Genomic DNA, 17,360 nt, shown 5'->3' with positions numbered 1-17,360 from the left:
CAAGATCAGAACCTCCCACCTGGCCCGCCTCGAACTCGCCGCCTGAAACCACAGGCACGCAACCGTTTTGCGGATTTCCCAACGGAGTCCTTCAGGTCCTCGATGTTCTTCATAGACCCGTCGGCCATCAGCACCTTGGTGCCGGGAACGAAGCTGTTCTTCTTCGCCCCCTTCTCGCAGGTCTTCTTGGCTCCCTTCCCCTTGCCCTTCGGCTGGGCGTGCTTCGGCTTGGCCTTCTTCGTCTTCGACGCCGCCTTCTCGGCCTTGGCCGTCTTGCCTGCCTTGGGCGCCTTTCGGCCGCTCTTGACCGCGTCGACGGCCTTGGCGCCCTTCTTCACCCACTTGGCCGCGGTGACCGCGTTGCCGGCGCCCGGGATCGCGGAGGCCATGGACAGTGCGGCGTCGGTGTAGTTGCCCTCCGCCGCGTACCAGATGCCGTTGGCCACATCGGCCGCTTCGCCGATGACCGGGACCATGCCCGCCACGTCCAGGGCCGCGTGGCCCCAGTCCGACACCGACATGCCGAACAGGTGGCCGTCCAGCTCCACGAAGGAGATGGGTTGCCGCCTGTGAAAGGCGTACCGGTTGCCCGTGTACGGGTCGGTGGTCAGGTCCATGTCGTCGAGCGCGCCGCCGAACATGTCCCGTGTGAGGAAGCGGTTCAGGCCCGGGCTGCCCCGCAGCCAGGAGTCTGCGGTGCCCTTCGCGCCGTTGTCCCAGCTGAAGTCCCGGAGCTGGCCCCAGAACCAGTTGTCGTACGTGTCGTCCTTCGGCGGCTTCCCGTCGCCGCTCGGCACGGAGTCGCCACCGCCGCCCCCGTCTAGCATGTGCCCGTCGAGTTCAACGCAGCTGACGGTCGACTCGGTCAGCGTGCCGGCGACTTTCTCGTCCAGGACCTCGCTCGACAGCCCAGGTACTTGTAGCCCGTCGTTTTGCTAGCCGCCGTCTTCGCGGCGGTGCGGCCCAGCGGGTCGAAGGTGTACGTGGTGGTCTTCATCGCGCCTGTGGTGTCCATCTCCTGGGACTCCACGACGTTGTCGAAGCCGTCGTACACGTCACGCTGGGTGATCTTGCCGCCGCTGCAGATCGACTCCTCACGGCCGAAGGGGTCGTAGTTGATGTTGGCTGTGACGCCGTTCGTCGTCATGCTCAGCCGCCAGTCCCGGTCGTACTTGTAGGTGCTCGGGACACCTTGACCGTCTGGCTGATGACGTTGGCATTGTTGTCGTGAACGTAGCTCTTGGTGCCAGCACCCGTGCCGGTCTTGACCTCCTTGGCCATCTGGTCGACCGGGTCGTATCAAGGGCAAGGTTCAGTTCGCATGGTGTGTGCATCGAAAAGTCGGTTGCCGCATCTGCGGCAACCGGCTCATCGACTACCGTAGGACCTTTGGTTACCCCTCAGCCCACGAGTATTCCAGGAACAACGAGTCGAACTCGTTGACCTTCATCAGTAGCTCCAACCCCATGTCCCTCGGAAGGATGCCTCCCCGCGGCCACATGAAGTCGTCCGCACCCAAGCGGATCTCGACCTTCTCCTCATCCTCGGAAACCTTGAGATTCCAGAATGAACGGTCACGCCCCATGGTCACCGTGGAGAATTCAGGCTCGACTCCGACGATGAGGCACTCTTCCTCGCAGTCATTCCATGAGAACGAGGCAGACACCTCCACAGGGAGATTCCGATAGGCCTCCACTGCCTCTTCGAGGCTGATCGTCCTGCGCTCGTAGGCCGGACTCCATGCCTCGAATAGCACGGTCATTGAATCGCACCTCCGCTCATGACAACAGGAACCGACCCGCCGCCCGGGTGTACGTACCTACCAACCCGTTGGGGCCGAAGACCTCGAGAGAGTCGAGATCCAACTGCTCGGCGTACCCTGCGATGGAGTTCCTGCAGAACCTGCAGGTGTCACGGTCGGTGTACATCTTAGCGTTTCCACCCTGGTGACCAAGAGCCAAGGCCTGGGTCACCATGTCACCCTCCGCATGGTCCTCATATGACGTTGCAGTCATACGGTTACCCTTGCCCGGGAACGGGACTGGGCGATCGAAATGCCCATTCTGTCCATAGACGGACGCTCGGCCACCATCGAAGTCCATGCGCCCAAGGGTGTTCGCCTTGGCCTTCGAGTTCACCAGCCGATCCGCATCCTCCTGCGCAACGGACTTCATGTTCATATCCTTGCGCATCTGCGCCAGTTCAGCCTGAACTTCACAGTTGGTGGCATTGTGAACCAGAACACCGGATCCACCCGCACGCACGAAGTACGTGTGCTGGCCTTCAACAGTGAGGTTGTGGACCCGCTGGGTGCGGTGGGTGACGTCGATCGCGGTGATCTGGACCCAGGTGCCTGCTGCGGTCTGCAGCTCGTCGACTTCGCCGACGCACCCGTACCTGCGGTGTGCTTGGCGATGCGGTCGAAGCCGTCGTAGGTGTGCTTCTCCTGTGTGGAGCCGTTGGACGAGACGGTGTCCGGGCGGCCCAGCGGGTCGTAGTTGTACGTCGCCGCAACACCCGCCGTCGTCGTCTTCAGCAGACGGTTGCGGTCATACGTCGACGTCGACGTGACCCCGCCCATCGTCTGCTCCACGATGTTGGAGTTGCCGTCGTAGACGTAGTCCTCCGTGCCCGCCGCATCCCCGGGTCTCGCCCGTGGCTGTCCGGGATGATCACTCTTCGGCGATCCTAGGTGGTGTGGTGGGGGTACCGTCTGAGTGTTGCCGCAGAACGGAGTTCGCCGTGTCGCAGAGCATCGATGAGCACACCGGCGCTCGGATCGCCCGTATCCGAAGGCAGCGCGGCCTGACGCAGCAGGGTCTGGCGATGCGTGCACACGTGTCGAAGTCGCTGTTGTCGAAGGTCGAGTGCGGGCAGAAGCCCGCCTCTCCGGCTCTTGTCGCTGCCTGTGCCCGCGCGTTGGGCGTTTCCACGTCCGAGCTGCTGGGACAGCCGTACACCGAGGAACTGCGCCGGGACCGGATGGACGCACTGATCCAGCCAATCCGCGAAGGGCTGGAGAACTGGGACATTTCTCTGGGCTGGGAGACGGCTCCGCGTCCGGCCACGTTGATCTGGACGGATGTCCAGCGGGCTCTGGAGCAGCGCCGTCAGGCGCAGTACACGGACATGGTGCGCGATCTGCCGGTGCTGATCGACGAGTCGGTTCAGGCGGTGCACTCCAGTACCGGGGAGGAGCAGCGGCTGGCCTACGAGTGTCTGGCGGAGACGTTCCGGTGTGTGTTCACCGTGGCGTGGAAGCTCGGATTCCTCGATCTCGCGACCGTCGCGCTGGACCGGTTGGCGTGGACCGCCCCGCGCGCTGATGAGCCAGGGCTGGATGCCATGCACGCCTTCCTGCGTGCGCAGACCACGATGTCGTCGGGTCGGTACGACGTGGGGCTGCGGGTGGTCGACCGTGCTCTTCGGGATCTCGATGGCCAGGAGTCACGTCGCCCGGCGGGCCTTGAGGCGATGCGGGGGATGCTGCATCTGCGAGCCGCGACCATCGCGGGCCGGATGAAGGACCGGGACCACGCCGATGCCCGCCTGTCCGAGGCTCATGCCCTTGCCCAGGCCACGGGCGAGTTACCCGACTTCGGTGTCACCTGGGGACCTGTGAATGTCGGTGTGCATGCCGTGGCCATCGCCTCGGAGGCCGACGACTTCGGGCTGGCGATCGAACTCGCCGCGGACGTACGCATTCCGCGCGGCTGGACTCGCTCCCGCGCCGGGCATCACTGGATGGACCTCGGCCGGGCCCACGCCTGGGCAGGCCACCCGGAGCAGGCGCTGGACTGCTTGCACCAGGCCCGGCGCATCGCCCCGCAGCAGACGCGCTACCACCCCACTGTGCGAGAGACGATCCTGGCCCTGAAGCGGCAGGAGCGGGCACGCAACGGCTCGCTGGCGCAGTACGCGGAGTGGGTCGGGATATAGCAAATGCCAGGCAAGGGCAGTTGCACCACCTGGTGCAACTTCCGTACATCGCCGATCGGCAGGCTGATGCCCCGTCAGAGCCCCCTGCAACCGAGCGAACGGTCCGGGGGCGTGGCCAACGCTGACAAGGAGCGTCGACGTGCCGTACCGCACCGCCCGCATCTTCGAGCCGCTGCTGCGGCTGCTGTGGCCCGCGCTGGGCCGCCATCGCAGACCTGGTCCCCCGTCTGTCAGGCTTGCTGTAGAGGCATCGACCGCGTGTCCGCCCCACGTACCGGCTGCCCGAGTTCGACACGGTGAGGAGGCCGGCCTGGTCAGTTCGTACCTGGTTGCGCACGAACAGCAGGAGGCGCAGAAGCGGCAGGCTCGGCGTCGCACACTCCGGCTGGCAGCGCGCGGCATCGGCATCACTCCTCGACTGATCCACGAAGCGGAGGTCACGGCATGACAAACAGGACCGGACAGCTACGCCTGCTGCCGTGGGCCGGGCCCGAGGGCAAGCCCTGCTACCTCGCAGGCGACGAGACCGGATACCTGTCCCGGCTCGCCGACAACATGGAGGCAACGCAACTCGGCCTGGCCAGGGAGCTGTTCCACGAGTCACTGCATGTCCTGGACAAGCGGCAATGGACTTCGGGGGAACTGCATCTGCTGGCAGTCCAGTTGACCGAAGCACTCGGCAATGTGCACCGCATCGCGGTGAGCTGCGGCGCACGCCTGCCCACACCCGCCGACGACGATCTCGACACCGCGGACAGCCCGGAGAACGAGGAAGACGGGGGCGACAGCCCGTAACCTCTCGTGCGCCACCGGCGGACCACTGCGTTGAACGTCGGGCCTGGCTCGGCGAGTTCGCCGCCCTTGGGCTTCTTGACCCGGTGGCGGAACCCGTCGCCGATGTTCTCGTAGCCGAGGTTGATCAGGGTGGGGACGCCCAGGGCGACGGCAAGCCGATTGAGGGCACGCACTCATGCACCGCAACCGTCACGTTGCTGAGAAGACCTCATTGACATCGCCGGAGGGGGACTTCCAGCACCAAGCAATTGCTCGTGCGGGGCCGCACAATGGCTGCGACCGCACCGATGGCCTCGGCGCGGCCGCAGTACATTTTCCGAATGCGCTAGATCAGGCCACTACTCTGCCAGTCCCATTCCGCGGAGATCATTGAGTTCCGACAGCACCTGATCGAAGGTCTTCGAACGTCGCGGGGCTACGGCGACGATCGAGTCCCAGGGGCTCACCTCGAATCGACCGGCGGCGATACCCGCGTACACCGGCAATTCTGAGAGGTCCACCCCTGAGAAGCTCTCCCGCCGCAGCAGGAACTGCGTCTCTTCGTCCCGGCGAATCCGATCACCCGGGAGGAAGTAGAAGTCCGCGTCACTGAACTTCGCCTCTCTGATGTCAAGCGCCCATTCCACCTCCTGATAAGCGACATTCATGGCCTCCACGAAGCTCTCCCGCACCTCTCCCGGCAGAGCATCGCTGGGAGGAGTTGTCACCAGTCTCCCAATGTTCCCCCGTAGCGTGACGCGATCGAAGACGCACGCCTCCAAGAGCAGACCTCCCGCAACCGAGAGGTCATCGACCAGAACATCCCGGAAGAGAACACCATGGGCACCGCAGTTGTCCAACTTGCACCGCCGAGCCTCGACGCCTTGGACAACGAGCCCGAACCCGGGGTCGTCGAACTGGGCGATGGTCGCCCCCACACCAGTGCAACGGGAGAGACTGACGTTCCCCAGAACCCTGGGCCCCCCGATGATCCTCTGAGATCGGAAAATGGCGGCATTCACCTGTTTCATGAACGACATGCTGCCACCTCAGCCGAAGATGTCATCGACGTAGCTGTCCGAGACCGTCGGTTAGTCCAGAATCTGACCGCGGCTGTCGATGTAGTCACGCCCGAGATGGTTCGCGATTGACGTGGCACTGCCACCCGTAACGTCGATATTCACGACGTCCGTACCATCCTGGATGGTGAAGTCAGGAACCGAATGCCCCGGAGCGGATGTACCCATGTGCCGGATGTTCGGGTCTGCGAGAACGGCGGGATTGTTCGCCGCAGCCTTCTCGATGTCACTGAGCCTTTCCCAGTAAGCGCCCGTCGCTCGCTGTGATCGCGATGCTTGCGCTGCGGTCCGTGCGGTCCCGAAGTCCGGGCAGGCGTAAGGCCCCTGGTAAGAACGATCTTGCGACGGATTGTTCTGACCGAGGGGCCTCACGTGTCGACCAGTGTCACATACACCGCGGTGCTCGATGTGAAGCGGTCCACCGCCGAGCACCTGGCCCAGTTGCTGCGCGATCACCGCATCGTGGCCGGAACCCGCAAGGGCAGGCGTGCGCTGGGCTGTTTCCGGCAGGCGGTGCTCGTCCTGCGCTGGTTCATCGACGGCACCCGCCTTTCCCAACTCGCCTGTGACAACGGCCTGTCGGCCTCCACCGCCTACCGCTACCTCCACGAGGGGCTGACCGTTCTGGCTGCCGGGGCACCGGACCTGGCGACCGCGTTGGAGCGTGTGAAGGCGGCGGGGCTGACGCATGTGAACCTCGACGGCACCGTCATCCGCACCGACCGCGTCGCCGCCCCCGGCCCCAACGGCGCAGACCTCTGGTGGTCCGGAAAACACAAGCACCACGGCGGGAACGTGCAGGTCATCTCCACCCCGGACGGCTGGCCGATCTGGGTCTCACCGGTCCGCCCGGGCAGGGAGCACGACACCACCTGCGCCCGCCACCACGGCCTGATCGACGCCCTCAACCGGATCGCCGCCGAACTGGGCATGCCGGCCCTGGTAGACCTTGGCTACGAGAACGCCGGCGACGGCTTCCGCCACCCGCACAAGAAGCCCGCCGGAGGCGAATTGACTGAGGCCCAGCAGACCTACAACAAGGTCATCCGCGGCATCCACGGCGTCTGCGAACGCGCCAACTCCCTGCTCAGGACCACCTTCAAGGCCCTGCGCAGGGTCAGCCTCGACCCCAGCCGCATCACGAAGATCGCCGCCGCGGCCCTCGTCCTGCTCCAGATCGAGCGCGACCGCACCATCTGAACGATCACACAACGTCATGATCCATCACTGGGAAAGGCTCACTGTCACCGCCCTCGGCATCGACTTCCCGCAAGCTGCGCAGATCGTCTGGCACCGAAATTCACAGAAGACCTGCAGACCCACCCGCGAGATGGTTTTCGTGCTGACCGACCTCACCAGCCGCCAGGCATCCCCTGAGTGTCTCGCAAAGATCGTGCGCTCGAAGTAGACCATCGAGAACTGGCTCCACTTCGTCCGTGACACCACCTCTGCCGAGGACGCCTCGAAAGTCCGTACTGGCCACGGACCGGAAAGCGTGGCCACCCTTCGCAGCTTCGCGATCAACCGGCTCCGTGCGGCGGGCCACGCGAACATCGCGGTCGGCCTCCGCGAGATGTCCCACGAACCCTTCCGCCGCGCGCTCGACCTCTTGGACCTCACCTGATCAGCAACAATCCAAGATTATGAAACTTTACAACGGTCCTGACTCATCATTGGACGCCCTGGAAGTCGACAGAATCCCCCCACTCCCAGTAAGTCTCGGCAACACGGGCCTGCACTCCCAGACGAATCACACGCTCGATTTCGTCCACCTGGCTATTTCCTGGGGGGACGTCAATCGCCAAATGCCGATTGCCACTCCATTCATACAGTAGGCCGCGGCTCGAGATTGCAGCTGAGATGGAAGAGACCATCTCCGCACCTTCTTGAGCCGTATCCCACTCGGGAAACAGAACCCGTCGGCATCGATGCCCAGAGCGCGACGCGACTTCTTTCAAACGATTCTCTGCATCCAGGACGACACGATCGAAGAGGGCAAGACCGTATACCCGAAACGGTATACAACGCACCTCATATTGGCCATCCTCCAGCGGTTTGAGCCAAACCTGCTCCATGAGACCCGGAAATCCATATCGCGCAAGATTCGCGTTAGCAATGAAATTATGCGCCCCCATCCCCACGGGGTCTTCATGAAGGATGTACTTCACCTGCTCTTCTTGCATGAAAAGCTCCAAAGATCAGTGGGGCAGTCAGCAATTTACCGACTGCCCCACTATACCGCTAGGCCTCTACTCCACTAAACCCTCCCCCCGTACTGGACATGCCACGCCAGTCGCATCCATCCCGGCCAGTGGTCGGGAGGCCAGTTGCCCGAGTAGCCGGCGGGCGGCGTCTTAGGAACCAGCCTGCTCTGCTTCGATGAATTACAGTGAGTGCAGGCCGGGAGGAGATTGTCAGGCTCCAGGTCACCGCCATTGATTCGGGGTTCCACGTGGTCGACCGATGTCGCAGGATTGGTCCTGCAATACCCGCAGAGAGGCGCCACCGACCCGGGACTTGCGTTCACGCCGATGTTGTGATCACCGAGAATCTCAGGAGTAATGCTCTTGTAGGCGCCCGTTCCGCCACTGGACCCCGGCGGAATGTCGTATATTTCCCGCCTTGTCGTGACGTCACACGCGATCGGCTCTCGCTTCGCGTTGTGAACAAGGACTGGCGAGTCCCCGGCCAGCACGTAGTACGTGTGCTGTCCGTCGACGGTGAGGTTGTGGACCTTCTGGGTGCGGTGGGTGTCGTCGATCGCGGTGATCTGGACCCAGGTGCCGGCTGCGGTCTGCAGCCACATGCCCGGTTCGAGGTCACCGGCCTCGGCCCACGTACCGTAGTCCGGTAGCCAGAACGGGTGGTTGGCCGTGGCCGTGATCTTGCTGGGCTTGGCCTTGCCGTTCTTGCCGTCGGGGTCGACGGTGAGGGTGATCAGGTGCTTGAGGCCGTCACCGGTGATGGTGTCGGTGACCTGGCGGGCCTGGAGGTTGCCGGTCTCCGGGTCGGAGGCCAGGACGTACTCGCCCTGCTTGACGTCCTCGATGGCCTTCGTGGTGCCGTCGGCCATCAGGACCTTGGTGCCGGGGACAAAGCTGTTCTTCTTGCAGCTCGTCCGCTTGACCTTGTCCTTAACCTTCTGGCCGACCTCCTTGGCCTTCGCCTTGGCCTTCTGGCCGACGTTCTTGGCCTTCTGGACTGCGGCCTTGGCCTTCTTGCCTGCCTTCGCTGCCTTTCGGCCGCTCTTGACCGCGTCGACGGCCTTGGCGCCCTTCTTCGCCCACTTCGCGGCCGTCACGGCGTTGCCGGCGCCCGGGATCGCGGACGCCATGGACAGGGCGGCGTCGGTGTAGTTGCCCTCCGCCGCGTACCAGATGCCGTTGGCGACGTCGGCTGCTTCGCCGATGACCGGGACCATGCCCGCGACGTCCAGGGCGGCGTGGCCCCAGTCCGACACCGACATGCCGAACAGGTGGCCGTCCAGCTCCACGAAGGAGATGGGGTTGCCGCCCGCGAACGCGTACCGGTTGCCCGTGTACGGGTCCGTGGCCAGGGCCATGTCGTCGAGCGCGCCGCCGAAGCTGTCGCGGGTGAGGAAGCGGTTCAGGCCCGGGCTGTAGTTGCGGAAGCCCATGTCGTAGGTGCCGGAACCGTCGTCGTAGCGCTGGGCGTTGTAGCGGTACTCGTTGTACGGGTCCTTGTCCGGGTTCTGTGCGTCCGGCTTGTCCGTACCCGTGAACTGCTTCTCGTCGTCCGAGCCGTAGGCCGTGTAGCCGTAGGTCGCACGCGTCGTGCCGGTGTCCTTGGTGATCGCCTCCACGTCACCCTTGGGGTGGTACGTGTAGTGCGAGTACTCCTTCGTGCTGTCGGTGTTGTGCTTGATCTGGGTCAGCTTCTGGCCCCACGGCGCGTACTGGTAGGACTTGGTCGCCTTCCCGGCGACCTCCTCCCGCAGCACCTTGTCCTCCATGCCCAGGTACGTGAAGAGCGTCGTCTTCCCATTCGTCCCGGACGTGGTCTCCGAGGCCGTGCGGTCGAAGGCGTCGTACACGTACGTCGTCGACTTCGCCGACGCACCCGTACCTGCGGTGTGCTTGGCGATGCGGTCGAAGCCGTCGTACGTGTACTTCTCCTGTGTGGAGCCGTTGGACGAGACGGTGTCCAGGCGGCCCAGCGGGTCGTAGTTGTACGTCGCCGCAACACCCGCCGTCGTCGTCTTCAGCAGCCGGTTGCGGTCGTAGACGGACGTCGACGTGACCCCGCCCATCGTCTGCTCGACGATGTTGGAGTTGCCGTCGTAGACGTAGTCCTCGGTACCCGCCGCGTCCCCGGTCTTCGTGACCTTCTTGATGCGGTCCTGCGGGTCGTAGTCGAAGACGGAGGTGGTGTTGACGTACGCCGCCGAGTTGTCGGCGTTCATCACCTTGGCGATGTCCTTGGAGCGGTTCCCGTTCGGGTCGTACTCCAGGTCGTGGCGAGCCACGTCCGTGCCCGCGGAGGTCTTCTCGGCCTGCGACTTGGCGGCACCGTTGAGGTAGTAGGTGAAGTCGACGGTGTTGCCGTTCGGCTTGACCTGCTTCAGCGGCTGACCGCGGTCGGTGTAGGTGAAGGTGGATATCTGCTGGTTGCCGGCGGTCGGCGTGTCCGCGTTGGTGACCTTGCTGATCAGGTCGCGGACGTCGTAGTCGAACTTCGACCAAGTCACGTCGTGCGTGGTCGAGTCGATGTTGCCGTTGGCGTCGTAGGTGAGCGACGTCGTGTTCTTGACCGTCGCGCCGAGCTTCTCCTCGACCTTCGTGAGCTGGTCCAGCTCGTCGTAGGACGTGGCGTAGGCGTCGGCCTTGGCGCCGGGAGAGAGGTCCTTGACCTCCTTCAGCAGACCGTCGGCGTCGTAGGTGTAGGTGAAGTCCTTCTTCTCGTTGTCGGTGTCCCCGGTGTTGGAGCGGACCAGCTTGATGCCGTCCGCGACGACGGTGCCGTTGGCGTTGTCGGACAGCGTGATCTTCTGCGTGCCCGACTCGGTGAAGGTGTACGAGCCCAGCGACACCCAGTCACCCGAACCCGTCGACTCGTTCACGCTCTTGGTGACCGAGCCCGTGGAGTGGGTGATGGTGAACGGCGCGTTGGTGGCCGCACCCGTCACGTTCCCGTAGCGGGTGAAGACCTCGTACGTGCCGTCCTGCGGGATGTTGAGCTGCCAGGTGAACGTGTCCGCACCCGTGCCCGCCGCGTTGGTCCGGACGTCGTAGCCCCACTGGCCCATGGCCTGGGACGCGTCCCAGTTGCCCTGCGTGGCGGTGTTGTTGACGTCCGTCGAGTCGACGACCACGACCTGCTTGCCGACCGGGATGCCGTCGTCGGAGCGCGCCTTCTGGTTGCCCGAGGGGTAGAAGTCCCAGGTCATGGTGCGCTGCGAGGAGCCGCCGGCCGAGGTCAGCGTGTTCTTCGTCTGCTGGCCCAGGTCGTTGTAGTCGTACGCGGTGGTGATCTCGAAGGGGTCCTTCGCGGACTTCGTCCAGCCGTTGTCGTAGTAGTCGTACGACGTGATGTTGCGGACCGTCTGGCCCTGCGACGGCGGGGCCGAGACGTCCTTCAGCTGTCCGACCGAGTCGTACGTGTAGTACGTGATGTCGGGCGTGGAGTAGCGGGTGTCGGCCGCGCTGAACGGGCTGCGCTGCTCCTTGACCCGGTTCAGCTCGTCGTAGACCGTCTCCGCGGTGAAGTCGGTCGCGTCGGTCGTCGTCTCGACGCCGCGCGGGCTGATCTCCTTCGTCTGGTTGCCGACCTGGTCGTACTCGTACTTGGTCGTGCGGTAGACGATGTTGTTCGAGGCGTCCTTCGTGTACGGGACCTTGACCTGGGTGGTCAGGCCGCGCCGGTCGAAGGTGGACTCGGTGGTGTTGTTCTCGGCGTCCGTCGCCTGGTCGGTGCGGCCGTCGAGGTCGTAGTGGACGGTGGTGAACTTGCCCGTCGCGTCGGTGGTCCTGATGGTGCGGTGGTCCAGGTCGTACGCGAACTTCGTGGTGAAGTCCGTCGTGTCGGCCGTCGCGTTCTTCTTCGGGTCGATGACCGTGACGACGTTGCCCACGTTGTCGTACTCGGCCGAGGACGTGTTGCCCTTGGCATCGACCGATGACAACGGCTGGTAGATCTCGTCGTAGTTGTACGTCGTCGTGTAGTCACCGGCCGTCGTGGTCAGGTTGCCCTTGGGCTCGGTGACCGTCCTGACGTTGCCGACCTTGTCGTACGTCGTGGTCGTGCGCCGCTCCGGGTCGCCGACGACGTCGACCGGGTCGATCTGGTCGGTGACCTGGTCCGCCGCGTCGTACACGGTGGTGGTCACGGCGCCGTTCGGGGCGTACGCCTTCTCGATGTTGTTGTTGACGTCGTAGACCGGGGCCGGAGTGGTGATGAAGACGCCACCCGCCTGGTCCTTCGGCTCCTTCTTCGTCAGCGGGCGACCGAAGTAGTCGTAGTCCTGCGTGACCTTGGCGCCCTTGGCGTTGGTGACCTCCTTGGTGTTGCCGCGCTCGTCGTAGACGAAGGTGGTGTCGTTGTTCTTGGCGTCGGTGATCTTCTCGGGGTAGCCGGTCGGCCCGTAGGTGAAGTACTGGGTCGAGTGGCCGTTGGCGTCCGTGTCCTTGATCGGCTGGCCGTACGCGTCGTACGTGGTCGTCGACGTGTAGTCACCGGCCGTGGCGGTCGCCACGCCCTCCGGGTCGGTGGTCGACGTCAGGTTGCCGAAGCTGTCGTACCCGAACTGCCAGATGTTGCCGAGCGGCGACGTCTTGCGGAACAGGTTCGCGGAGTAGCCGTCGGCCCGTGTCTGGTACTCGAACGCCGTGGCACCGGTGGGGTACTTGGCCGGGTCGCAGTAGTCGGTCTGGTTGAACGACGTCCACGACTTCGTGGTCTCCGGGTCCCACTGGCGCAGCGGGTAGCCGGTCTTCTGGTCGTAGCAGTACGTGGCCTTGGCCCCGTTGGCCTCCTCCATGTACGTGACGTTGTTGTCCGCGTCCCAACCGAGCTTGTTGGTCCGGGACTTGGCGTCGGTGATCTGGACCGGCCGGGCGAAGTCGTCCGTGACGTAGTTCGTCGCGTGCGACTCGGCGTCGGTGACCTTCGTGTCGGTGAAGCTCGGGTTGGCCGTGTCCGGCGTGTACAGGAAGTCGGTGGTGCCGTTCAGACGGTCGGTGAGCGTCTTGGTCCACCAGTGGTACTTCGGGTCGTCGCCCGCCTTCGGCTCGTTGTACGCCAGCCGGGTCGCGTTGCCGCGCGGGTCGGTGGCCGTGACCAGCTTGACGTTCTTGTTGCCCTGAGTGGCGTCGTAGGTGAACTTGAAGACCTTGGGCTGGCTGGACAGCTCACCGTCGGTGATGCGGCCCAGGAGGCCCTTGGTGGTGTAGTAGAAGTTGATCTTCCGGCCGCTGATGTCCGTGACGGACTTGATGTGGTCGTAGATCTTGGAGTTGGTCAGGTTGGTGCCGGCGACCTTGGCGCCCGTGTCGTCGATGTAGTCGTACGACGCGTCGCCCTTCTTGAAGTAGTCGACCGTCAGCGACTGCCGACCCGCCGGGTCCGTGATGTAGACGAGGAACTTGGTCGGCTTGTTGTTGGACTTGCGCTCCTCGTACGTGTACGTCTGCGTGTTGCCGTCGTTGTCGACGACCGACGTCAGATAGCCGTCGCAGCCGAAGAGAAAGCGCGTGCCGTCAGGCCGCAGCAGCGTCCAGGCGTCCGGGGTGTTGTCCTTGTCCGGGGTGCACTGGGTGCCGGTCTTGAACGACAGCTTGAAGTGGACACCCGCCGGGGCCTTCCACACGCTGTTCGTCGCGTCCCACCGGAAGACGTGCGTGGTGCCGTCGCCGTCCGGGAGCCTGACCTCGGTCGGGTTCGGGTTCGGGTGGAAGTCCAGGGGCGCGCCGAGCCGCAGCGGCCCCGCGGCCTGGCCCGACCAGCCGTGCCCGAGCACGGTGTCCGAGGTGTCCAGGGAGTTGTAGGCGACGCGGAAGAAGGTGTTGACTCCGCGTCCGGGGTTGTTGATGGCGTTGTACGACCAGACGCTGTTGCCCGAGGCGGTGTTGTTCATGAGCGACGCGCCGGCGCCGGTGTTCTTGCCCGTGTAGGAGTAGAACTTCTCCAGGCCGAGCGAGTTGGACGTCGGGTCCTCGACCGCCACGTTCTGCTTCAACGTGGGGATGCCGCCGGTTCCGGCGGACAGCCAAGTGCCGTCGGAGACCTTCTTGACGTCCCAGCCCAGCACGTATTCGGTGCGCTTGCTGCCCGAGTCCGAGTTGATCGGCGTCTTGACCTGCGCCTTGATGGTTTTTGACTGGCCGGGTGACAGTGCCGGGATGGCGGTGGAGAGCTGGTTGCCGCCGGTCGTCACGTCCGTGCCGTCGGGCAGCTTCCACGTGTACGACAGGACCCGCTCACCGGTCGCCCAGGCGGCGCTCGTGGTGTTGGTGACCGTGAAGTCCACCGTGTAGGTGGAGTTCGGGGTCATACGGGCCTGGGTCTGCGGCGCGTAGTACGTGTCGTCCGTGGTGGAGTCGACGTAGATCACGCGCAGCAGCGGGCCGAGCTGGGGGTCGGCGGCTTCCGAGGCCAGGAACAGGGTGCGCTCCTGCGGGCCCGTGGTCGACTCGTCCTTCAGCTTGACCAGGGCGCCGTGGTTGGAGGTCGGCGTCTTGATCCAGCCCTGGGTCAGTGACGTGGCGTCCCACCAGTGGCGGCCCACCTCCGAGACCTGGGCGACCGTGTCGGAGACCGTGCCGGAGTAGTCGCCGCCCGCCGTCGTCCACGCGGTGCCGGTCGCGGCGCTGCTCCAGGTGGCCTGGGTCTCGTTGAAGTCCTTGTTCAGGCCGTGGAGTTCGTAGATCGCACCGTTGGTGTCGGTGGTGGTCTCCGCGCCCCACATGAACAGGCGGGACTCCAGCACCGTGGCCGTGGTCGGAATGGCGCTGGTGGTGAACTTCGTCACCGCACGGGCCTTGCCGTAGGTGGTGGAGTTGTTGCCGACCTCCAGCCACTTCTGGCCAACGCCGAAGGACTGGATGGTGTCCTCGTTCGTGGTCGGCTGCGCCGACGACAACGTGGTGTCCGTGACCCCGGACGTGCCCTGGATCAGCCGCATCGTGCGGCCCGCCTTCGGCACACCCACGATGCGGGTCGGCGAGCCGAGGAGCTGGCCGTCCTTCGTCTTCACCGCGAGCTGGTAGTAGTACGACCGGCCGATCTCCACCGAGGAGGAGTCCGCAGTCGGAGTCGCGGTCGTGTCCGTGTATGCCGTCGCCGACTTGTCGACCGGGGCGACGAGGGTGGCCGCGGACGGTGTGAACGCCTGCTGCGTGGAGCGGTGCAGCTGGTACTCGACGATGTTCAGGTTCGGGTCGCCGGTGGTGTTCGAGTACGCCTTCCAGGACAGCTCCGGGCCGGTGCCGTGGACGACCGTCGGGGAGTTCAGCGTGGTGCCGACCTTGCCGTAGGTGACGGTCAGCCGCGGGATCGTCGCCGTCTCGCCGCCGTAGTCGCCGTCACCGGACTCGTAGCGCGGGCCGCCGGTCTTGGCGGTCGACGACTCGTCCGTGGCCTTCAGCACGAACCCGTTGTTGACCGAGCTGCCGTCCAGCCACTGCTGCACGGTGTCGGTCACCGGGAACTTGTGCCACTGGTTGTACTCGCCGGTGTTCTTCACGATCGACGCCGGGTTCACCCAGCGCACCGCGTCCGCGATCACCGCAGTCGTGCTGCTGGTGTCCTTCAGGACGACCTTGCCGGCCGTTCCCTTCGCGAAGTTGATCTGCGAGCCGCCGTTGAGGGAGGCCCACACCCCGTTCGTACCGGCCGCCTGGTTGACCGTGTACGTCGCGGTGGGGTCACTGCTGGTCACCGTGTACGGGGCGGCCGTGGACCGGTCGGCGGACTGCACATAATGCGCCTCCACCCGGTAGGAGGCCGTCTCCGGCAGGTTCGGCTGCCAGGTGTAGGAGTCCCCGAGGATGGCGTCCTTGTTGTACAGGTAGTCGCCGTCGATGCCGTAGGACGTCGACCCCGGCTTCCACGTGCCGACCGCCGCCGTCGTCCCCGGATCCCCGTCGTCCACCTGAACGCTGGTACCCGACAGCTCACCCACCAGGGAACTGGTGTTGGACCACGTCGCCGTCGACTCGTTCCACGCCCCGGTCGCCCGGTACGCACCGATCGTCACGTCATTGGCGTTGGTGGTGTGCGCCTGGTCGAAGTACATCTCCAACCGGGCCGAGTCGATGGTCGTGCCCGACGGGATCTCGCTCAGCGGGAACTTGATCAGCGAACGGGCGGTGCCCGTGTCGGTCTTGCCCGCCGACAGCTTCCAGGTGGTGTTGAAGTTCGTCGACGCCTGGTCCGACAGGACCATCGTGTCCTGCGAGTCCGACGGCGACGGCGCGATCGTGATCGTCGGGTCGATCACCACCGGATACTGCCGGTCCTTCGACGCCAGCCACTTCGCGTCCGGTGTCACGGTCAGCTTCCAGGACTCGCCGTCCTTCGTGAGCTTCTGCGTCACCCTGGTGCTGTAGGTCTTGCCGAAGACGGACCTGTCCGCCTTCTTCGCGTCCGTCATGAACGGCGCGGGGATCACCATCACCGGCGTGTGCGGCAACTCCCCGAACAGGGCGATCGAGCCGTCTTTGCGCGCCTTCGGCGTCAGCCCCTGCGTGTCCAGCGTGAACGTGAACTTCAGCGGGCCGGTGGGCCGTTCGGCGAGGGTGATGTTCTCCTTCACCCGCCCCGGACCGACCCCGTACTCCAGGTCCGCGCCGCCCACCGCGTCCTTGTACGTGACCGTCGAACCCTTCACCGACGGCTTCAGCGCGCCATGCTCGCCATCCAGGCCGAGGGTGACCGAACGGCCGTCCGGCGAGCGGAAACGCACCAGATGGTCCGCGTCCGAACCGAACCAACTCCGGCCCTCATTAGTTGTGTTGGCGAAGTCGAAGCCCTTGGCGTCCGTCGGGTGGACGGCGGTGTCGATCGCCTTCCACGCCGCCTTCTCGCCCGAGCCCGAGCGGTACGACGTCGGCACCGCCGACAACTCCGCCTGCACCCGGCCGTCCGACAGCTGCCAAAACCGCGCACTCGACGTCCGCCGACCCGTCAGCTCCTTGACCCGCTGGGCCTTCGGGGCGTTCTTGCCCTTCGGCAGCTTCTGCCGGTCGGCCATCCCCAACTCGTCATGGGACGGCGGCTCGGCGAGCTCGGGACCGTCATCGTCGTCGTCGCCGCCGAACCAGCCCTTGACGGTGTCGACAATCCCCTTTCCGCCACCGTCGTCTGATTCGGACGCCGCATACGCGACCTGTGGCAACGCGGTACCAACCACCGCGGACACCACAAGGCATGCGATAAGCCTGCCCAATCTGGGTTTCACCGCAACCCTTTCCTCTCGTCCATCGTCATAAACATCGACCGCAAAACATCTGACTCACCTCATGACAGGCAGGCCGGACGTAGCGGCGACGAGTTTGTAATCACGCAGGTAACGGCGTGTCAACTGACTTCTCAGATCACGACAGTTCGCCC

At 64.9% G+C, this 17,360-nt stretch carries 13 protein-coding genes; 6 read left to right on the top strand and 7 right to left on the bottom strand.

Annotated elements, in window-relative coordinates; all coding sequences use genetic code 11:
• Positions 1–5: 5 nt before the first annotated feature.
• The 4 genes from ACWD5D_RS42955 to ACWD5D_RS42940 form a co-directional block, all read right to left on the bottom strand.
• Positions 6–797, bottom strand: coding sequence for a hypothetical protein (locus ACWD5D_RS42955; protein WP_451378206.1), 792 nt, complete (start codon positions 795–797; stop codon positions 6–8).
• A gap of 68 nt (positions 798–865) precedes the next feature.
• Positions 866–1,147, bottom strand: coding sequence for a hypothetical protein (locus tag ACWD5D_RS42950; RefSeq protein ID WP_451378205.1), 282 nt, complete (start codon positions 1,145–1,147; stop codon positions 866–868).
• A gap of 246 nt (positions 1,148–1,393) precedes the next feature.
• Positions 1,394–1,762, bottom strand: a complete 369-nt coding sequence (locus tag ACWD5D_RS42945) for a hypothetical protein (RefSeq protein WP_451378204.1) — start codon at positions 1,760–1,762, stop codon at positions 1,394–1,396.
• Positions 1,763–1,778: 16 nt separating this feature from the next.
• Positions 1,779–2,330 (bottom strand): hypothetical protein, encoded by a 552-nt coding sequence (locus ACWD5D_RS42940; protein WP_451378208.1) that lies wholly within the window; start codon positions 2,328–2,330, stop codon positions 1,779–1,781.
• A 325-nt stretch (positions 2,331–2,655) separates the two neighbouring features.
• Between ACWD5D_RS42940 and ACWD5D_RS42935 the strand changes: the two genes are divergently transcribed.
• From ACWD5D_RS42935 to ACWD5D_RS42925, 3 genes are all read left to right on the top strand, one after another.
• Entirely contained in the window at positions 2,656–3,939 is a 1,284-nt protein-coding gene (locus tag ACWD5D_RS42935) for a helix-turn-helix domain-containing protein (RefSeq protein WP_451378203.1), read from the top strand.
• A gap of 139 nt (positions 3,940–4,078) precedes the next feature.
• The gene (locus tag ACWD5D_RS42930; protein ID WP_451378202.1) at positions 4,079–4,387 is read left to right on the top strand and encodes a hypothetical protein; all 309 of its coding nucleotides are present in this window, start codon (positions 4,079–4,081) and stop codon (positions 4,385–4,387) included.
• Positions 4,384–4,734: a hypothetical protein gene (locus tag ACWD5D_RS42925; protein ID WP_451378201.1), complete on the top strand. Its 351-nt coding sequence runs from the start codon at positions 4,384–4,386 to the stop codon at positions 4,732–4,734. The genes ACWD5D_RS42930 and ACWD5D_RS42925 overlap by 4 nt, the downstream gene beginning before the upstream one ends.
• A 338-nt stretch (positions 4,735–5,072) precedes the next feature.
• On the opposite strand, the gene ACWD5D_RS42920 is transcribed toward ACWD5D_RS42925, so the two are convergent.
• Complete coding sequence (locus ACWD5D_RS42920) at positions 5,073–5,753, bottom strand: hypothetical protein (RefSeq protein WP_451378200.1); 681 nt, start codon at positions 5,751–5,753, stop codon at positions 5,073–5,075.
• A 411-nt stretch (positions 5,754–6,164) separates the two neighbouring features.
• Between ACWD5D_RS42920 and ACWD5D_RS42915 the strand changes: the two genes are divergently transcribed.
• From ACWD5D_RS42915 to ACWD5D_RS42905, 3 genes are all read left to right on the top strand, one after another.
• On the top strand, positions 6,165–6,992 hold the full coding sequence (locus ACWD5D_RS42915; protein ID WP_451378199.1) for an HARBI1 family protein: 828 nt from the start codon (positions 6,165–6,167) through the stop codon (positions 6,990–6,992).
• 16 nt (positions 6,993–7,008) lie between these two features.
• A complete protein-coding gene (locus ACWD5D_RS42910; RefSeq protein ID WP_451378198.1) occupies positions 7,009–7,200 on the top strand; it encodes a hypothetical protein in 192 nt (63 codons plus the stop codon).
• A gap of 87 nt (positions 7,201–7,287) precedes the next feature.
• Positions 7,288–7,416, top strand: coding sequence for a hypothetical protein (locus ACWD5D_RS42905; protein ID WP_451378197.1), 129 nt, complete (start codon positions 7,288–7,290; stop codon positions 7,414–7,416).
• 46 nt (positions 7,417–7,462) lie between these two features.
• Here ACWD5D_RS42905 and ACWD5D_RS42900 read toward each other — a convergent pair whose 3' ends face one another.
• Both ACWD5D_RS42900 and ACWD5D_RS42895 read right to left on the bottom strand, forming a co-directional pair.
• Complete coding sequence (locus ACWD5D_RS42900) at positions 7,463–7,975, bottom strand: DUF4265 domain-containing protein (RefSeq protein WP_451378196.1); 513 nt, start codon at positions 7,973–7,975, stop codon at positions 7,463–7,465.
• Positions 7,976–8,049: 74 nt separating this feature from the next.
• On the bottom strand, positions 8,050–17,145 hold the full coding sequence (locus ACWD5D_RS42895; protein WP_451378195.1) for a golvesin C-terminal-like domain-containing protein: 9,096 nt from the start codon (positions 17,143–17,145) through the stop codon (positions 8,050–8,052).
• Between the last annotated feature and the right edge of the window lie 215 nt (positions 17,146–17,360).

Source organism: Streptomyces sp. NPDC002520, from assembly GCF_053595235.1.
This window is presented reverse-complemented; position numbering and strand designations above follow the sequence as displayed.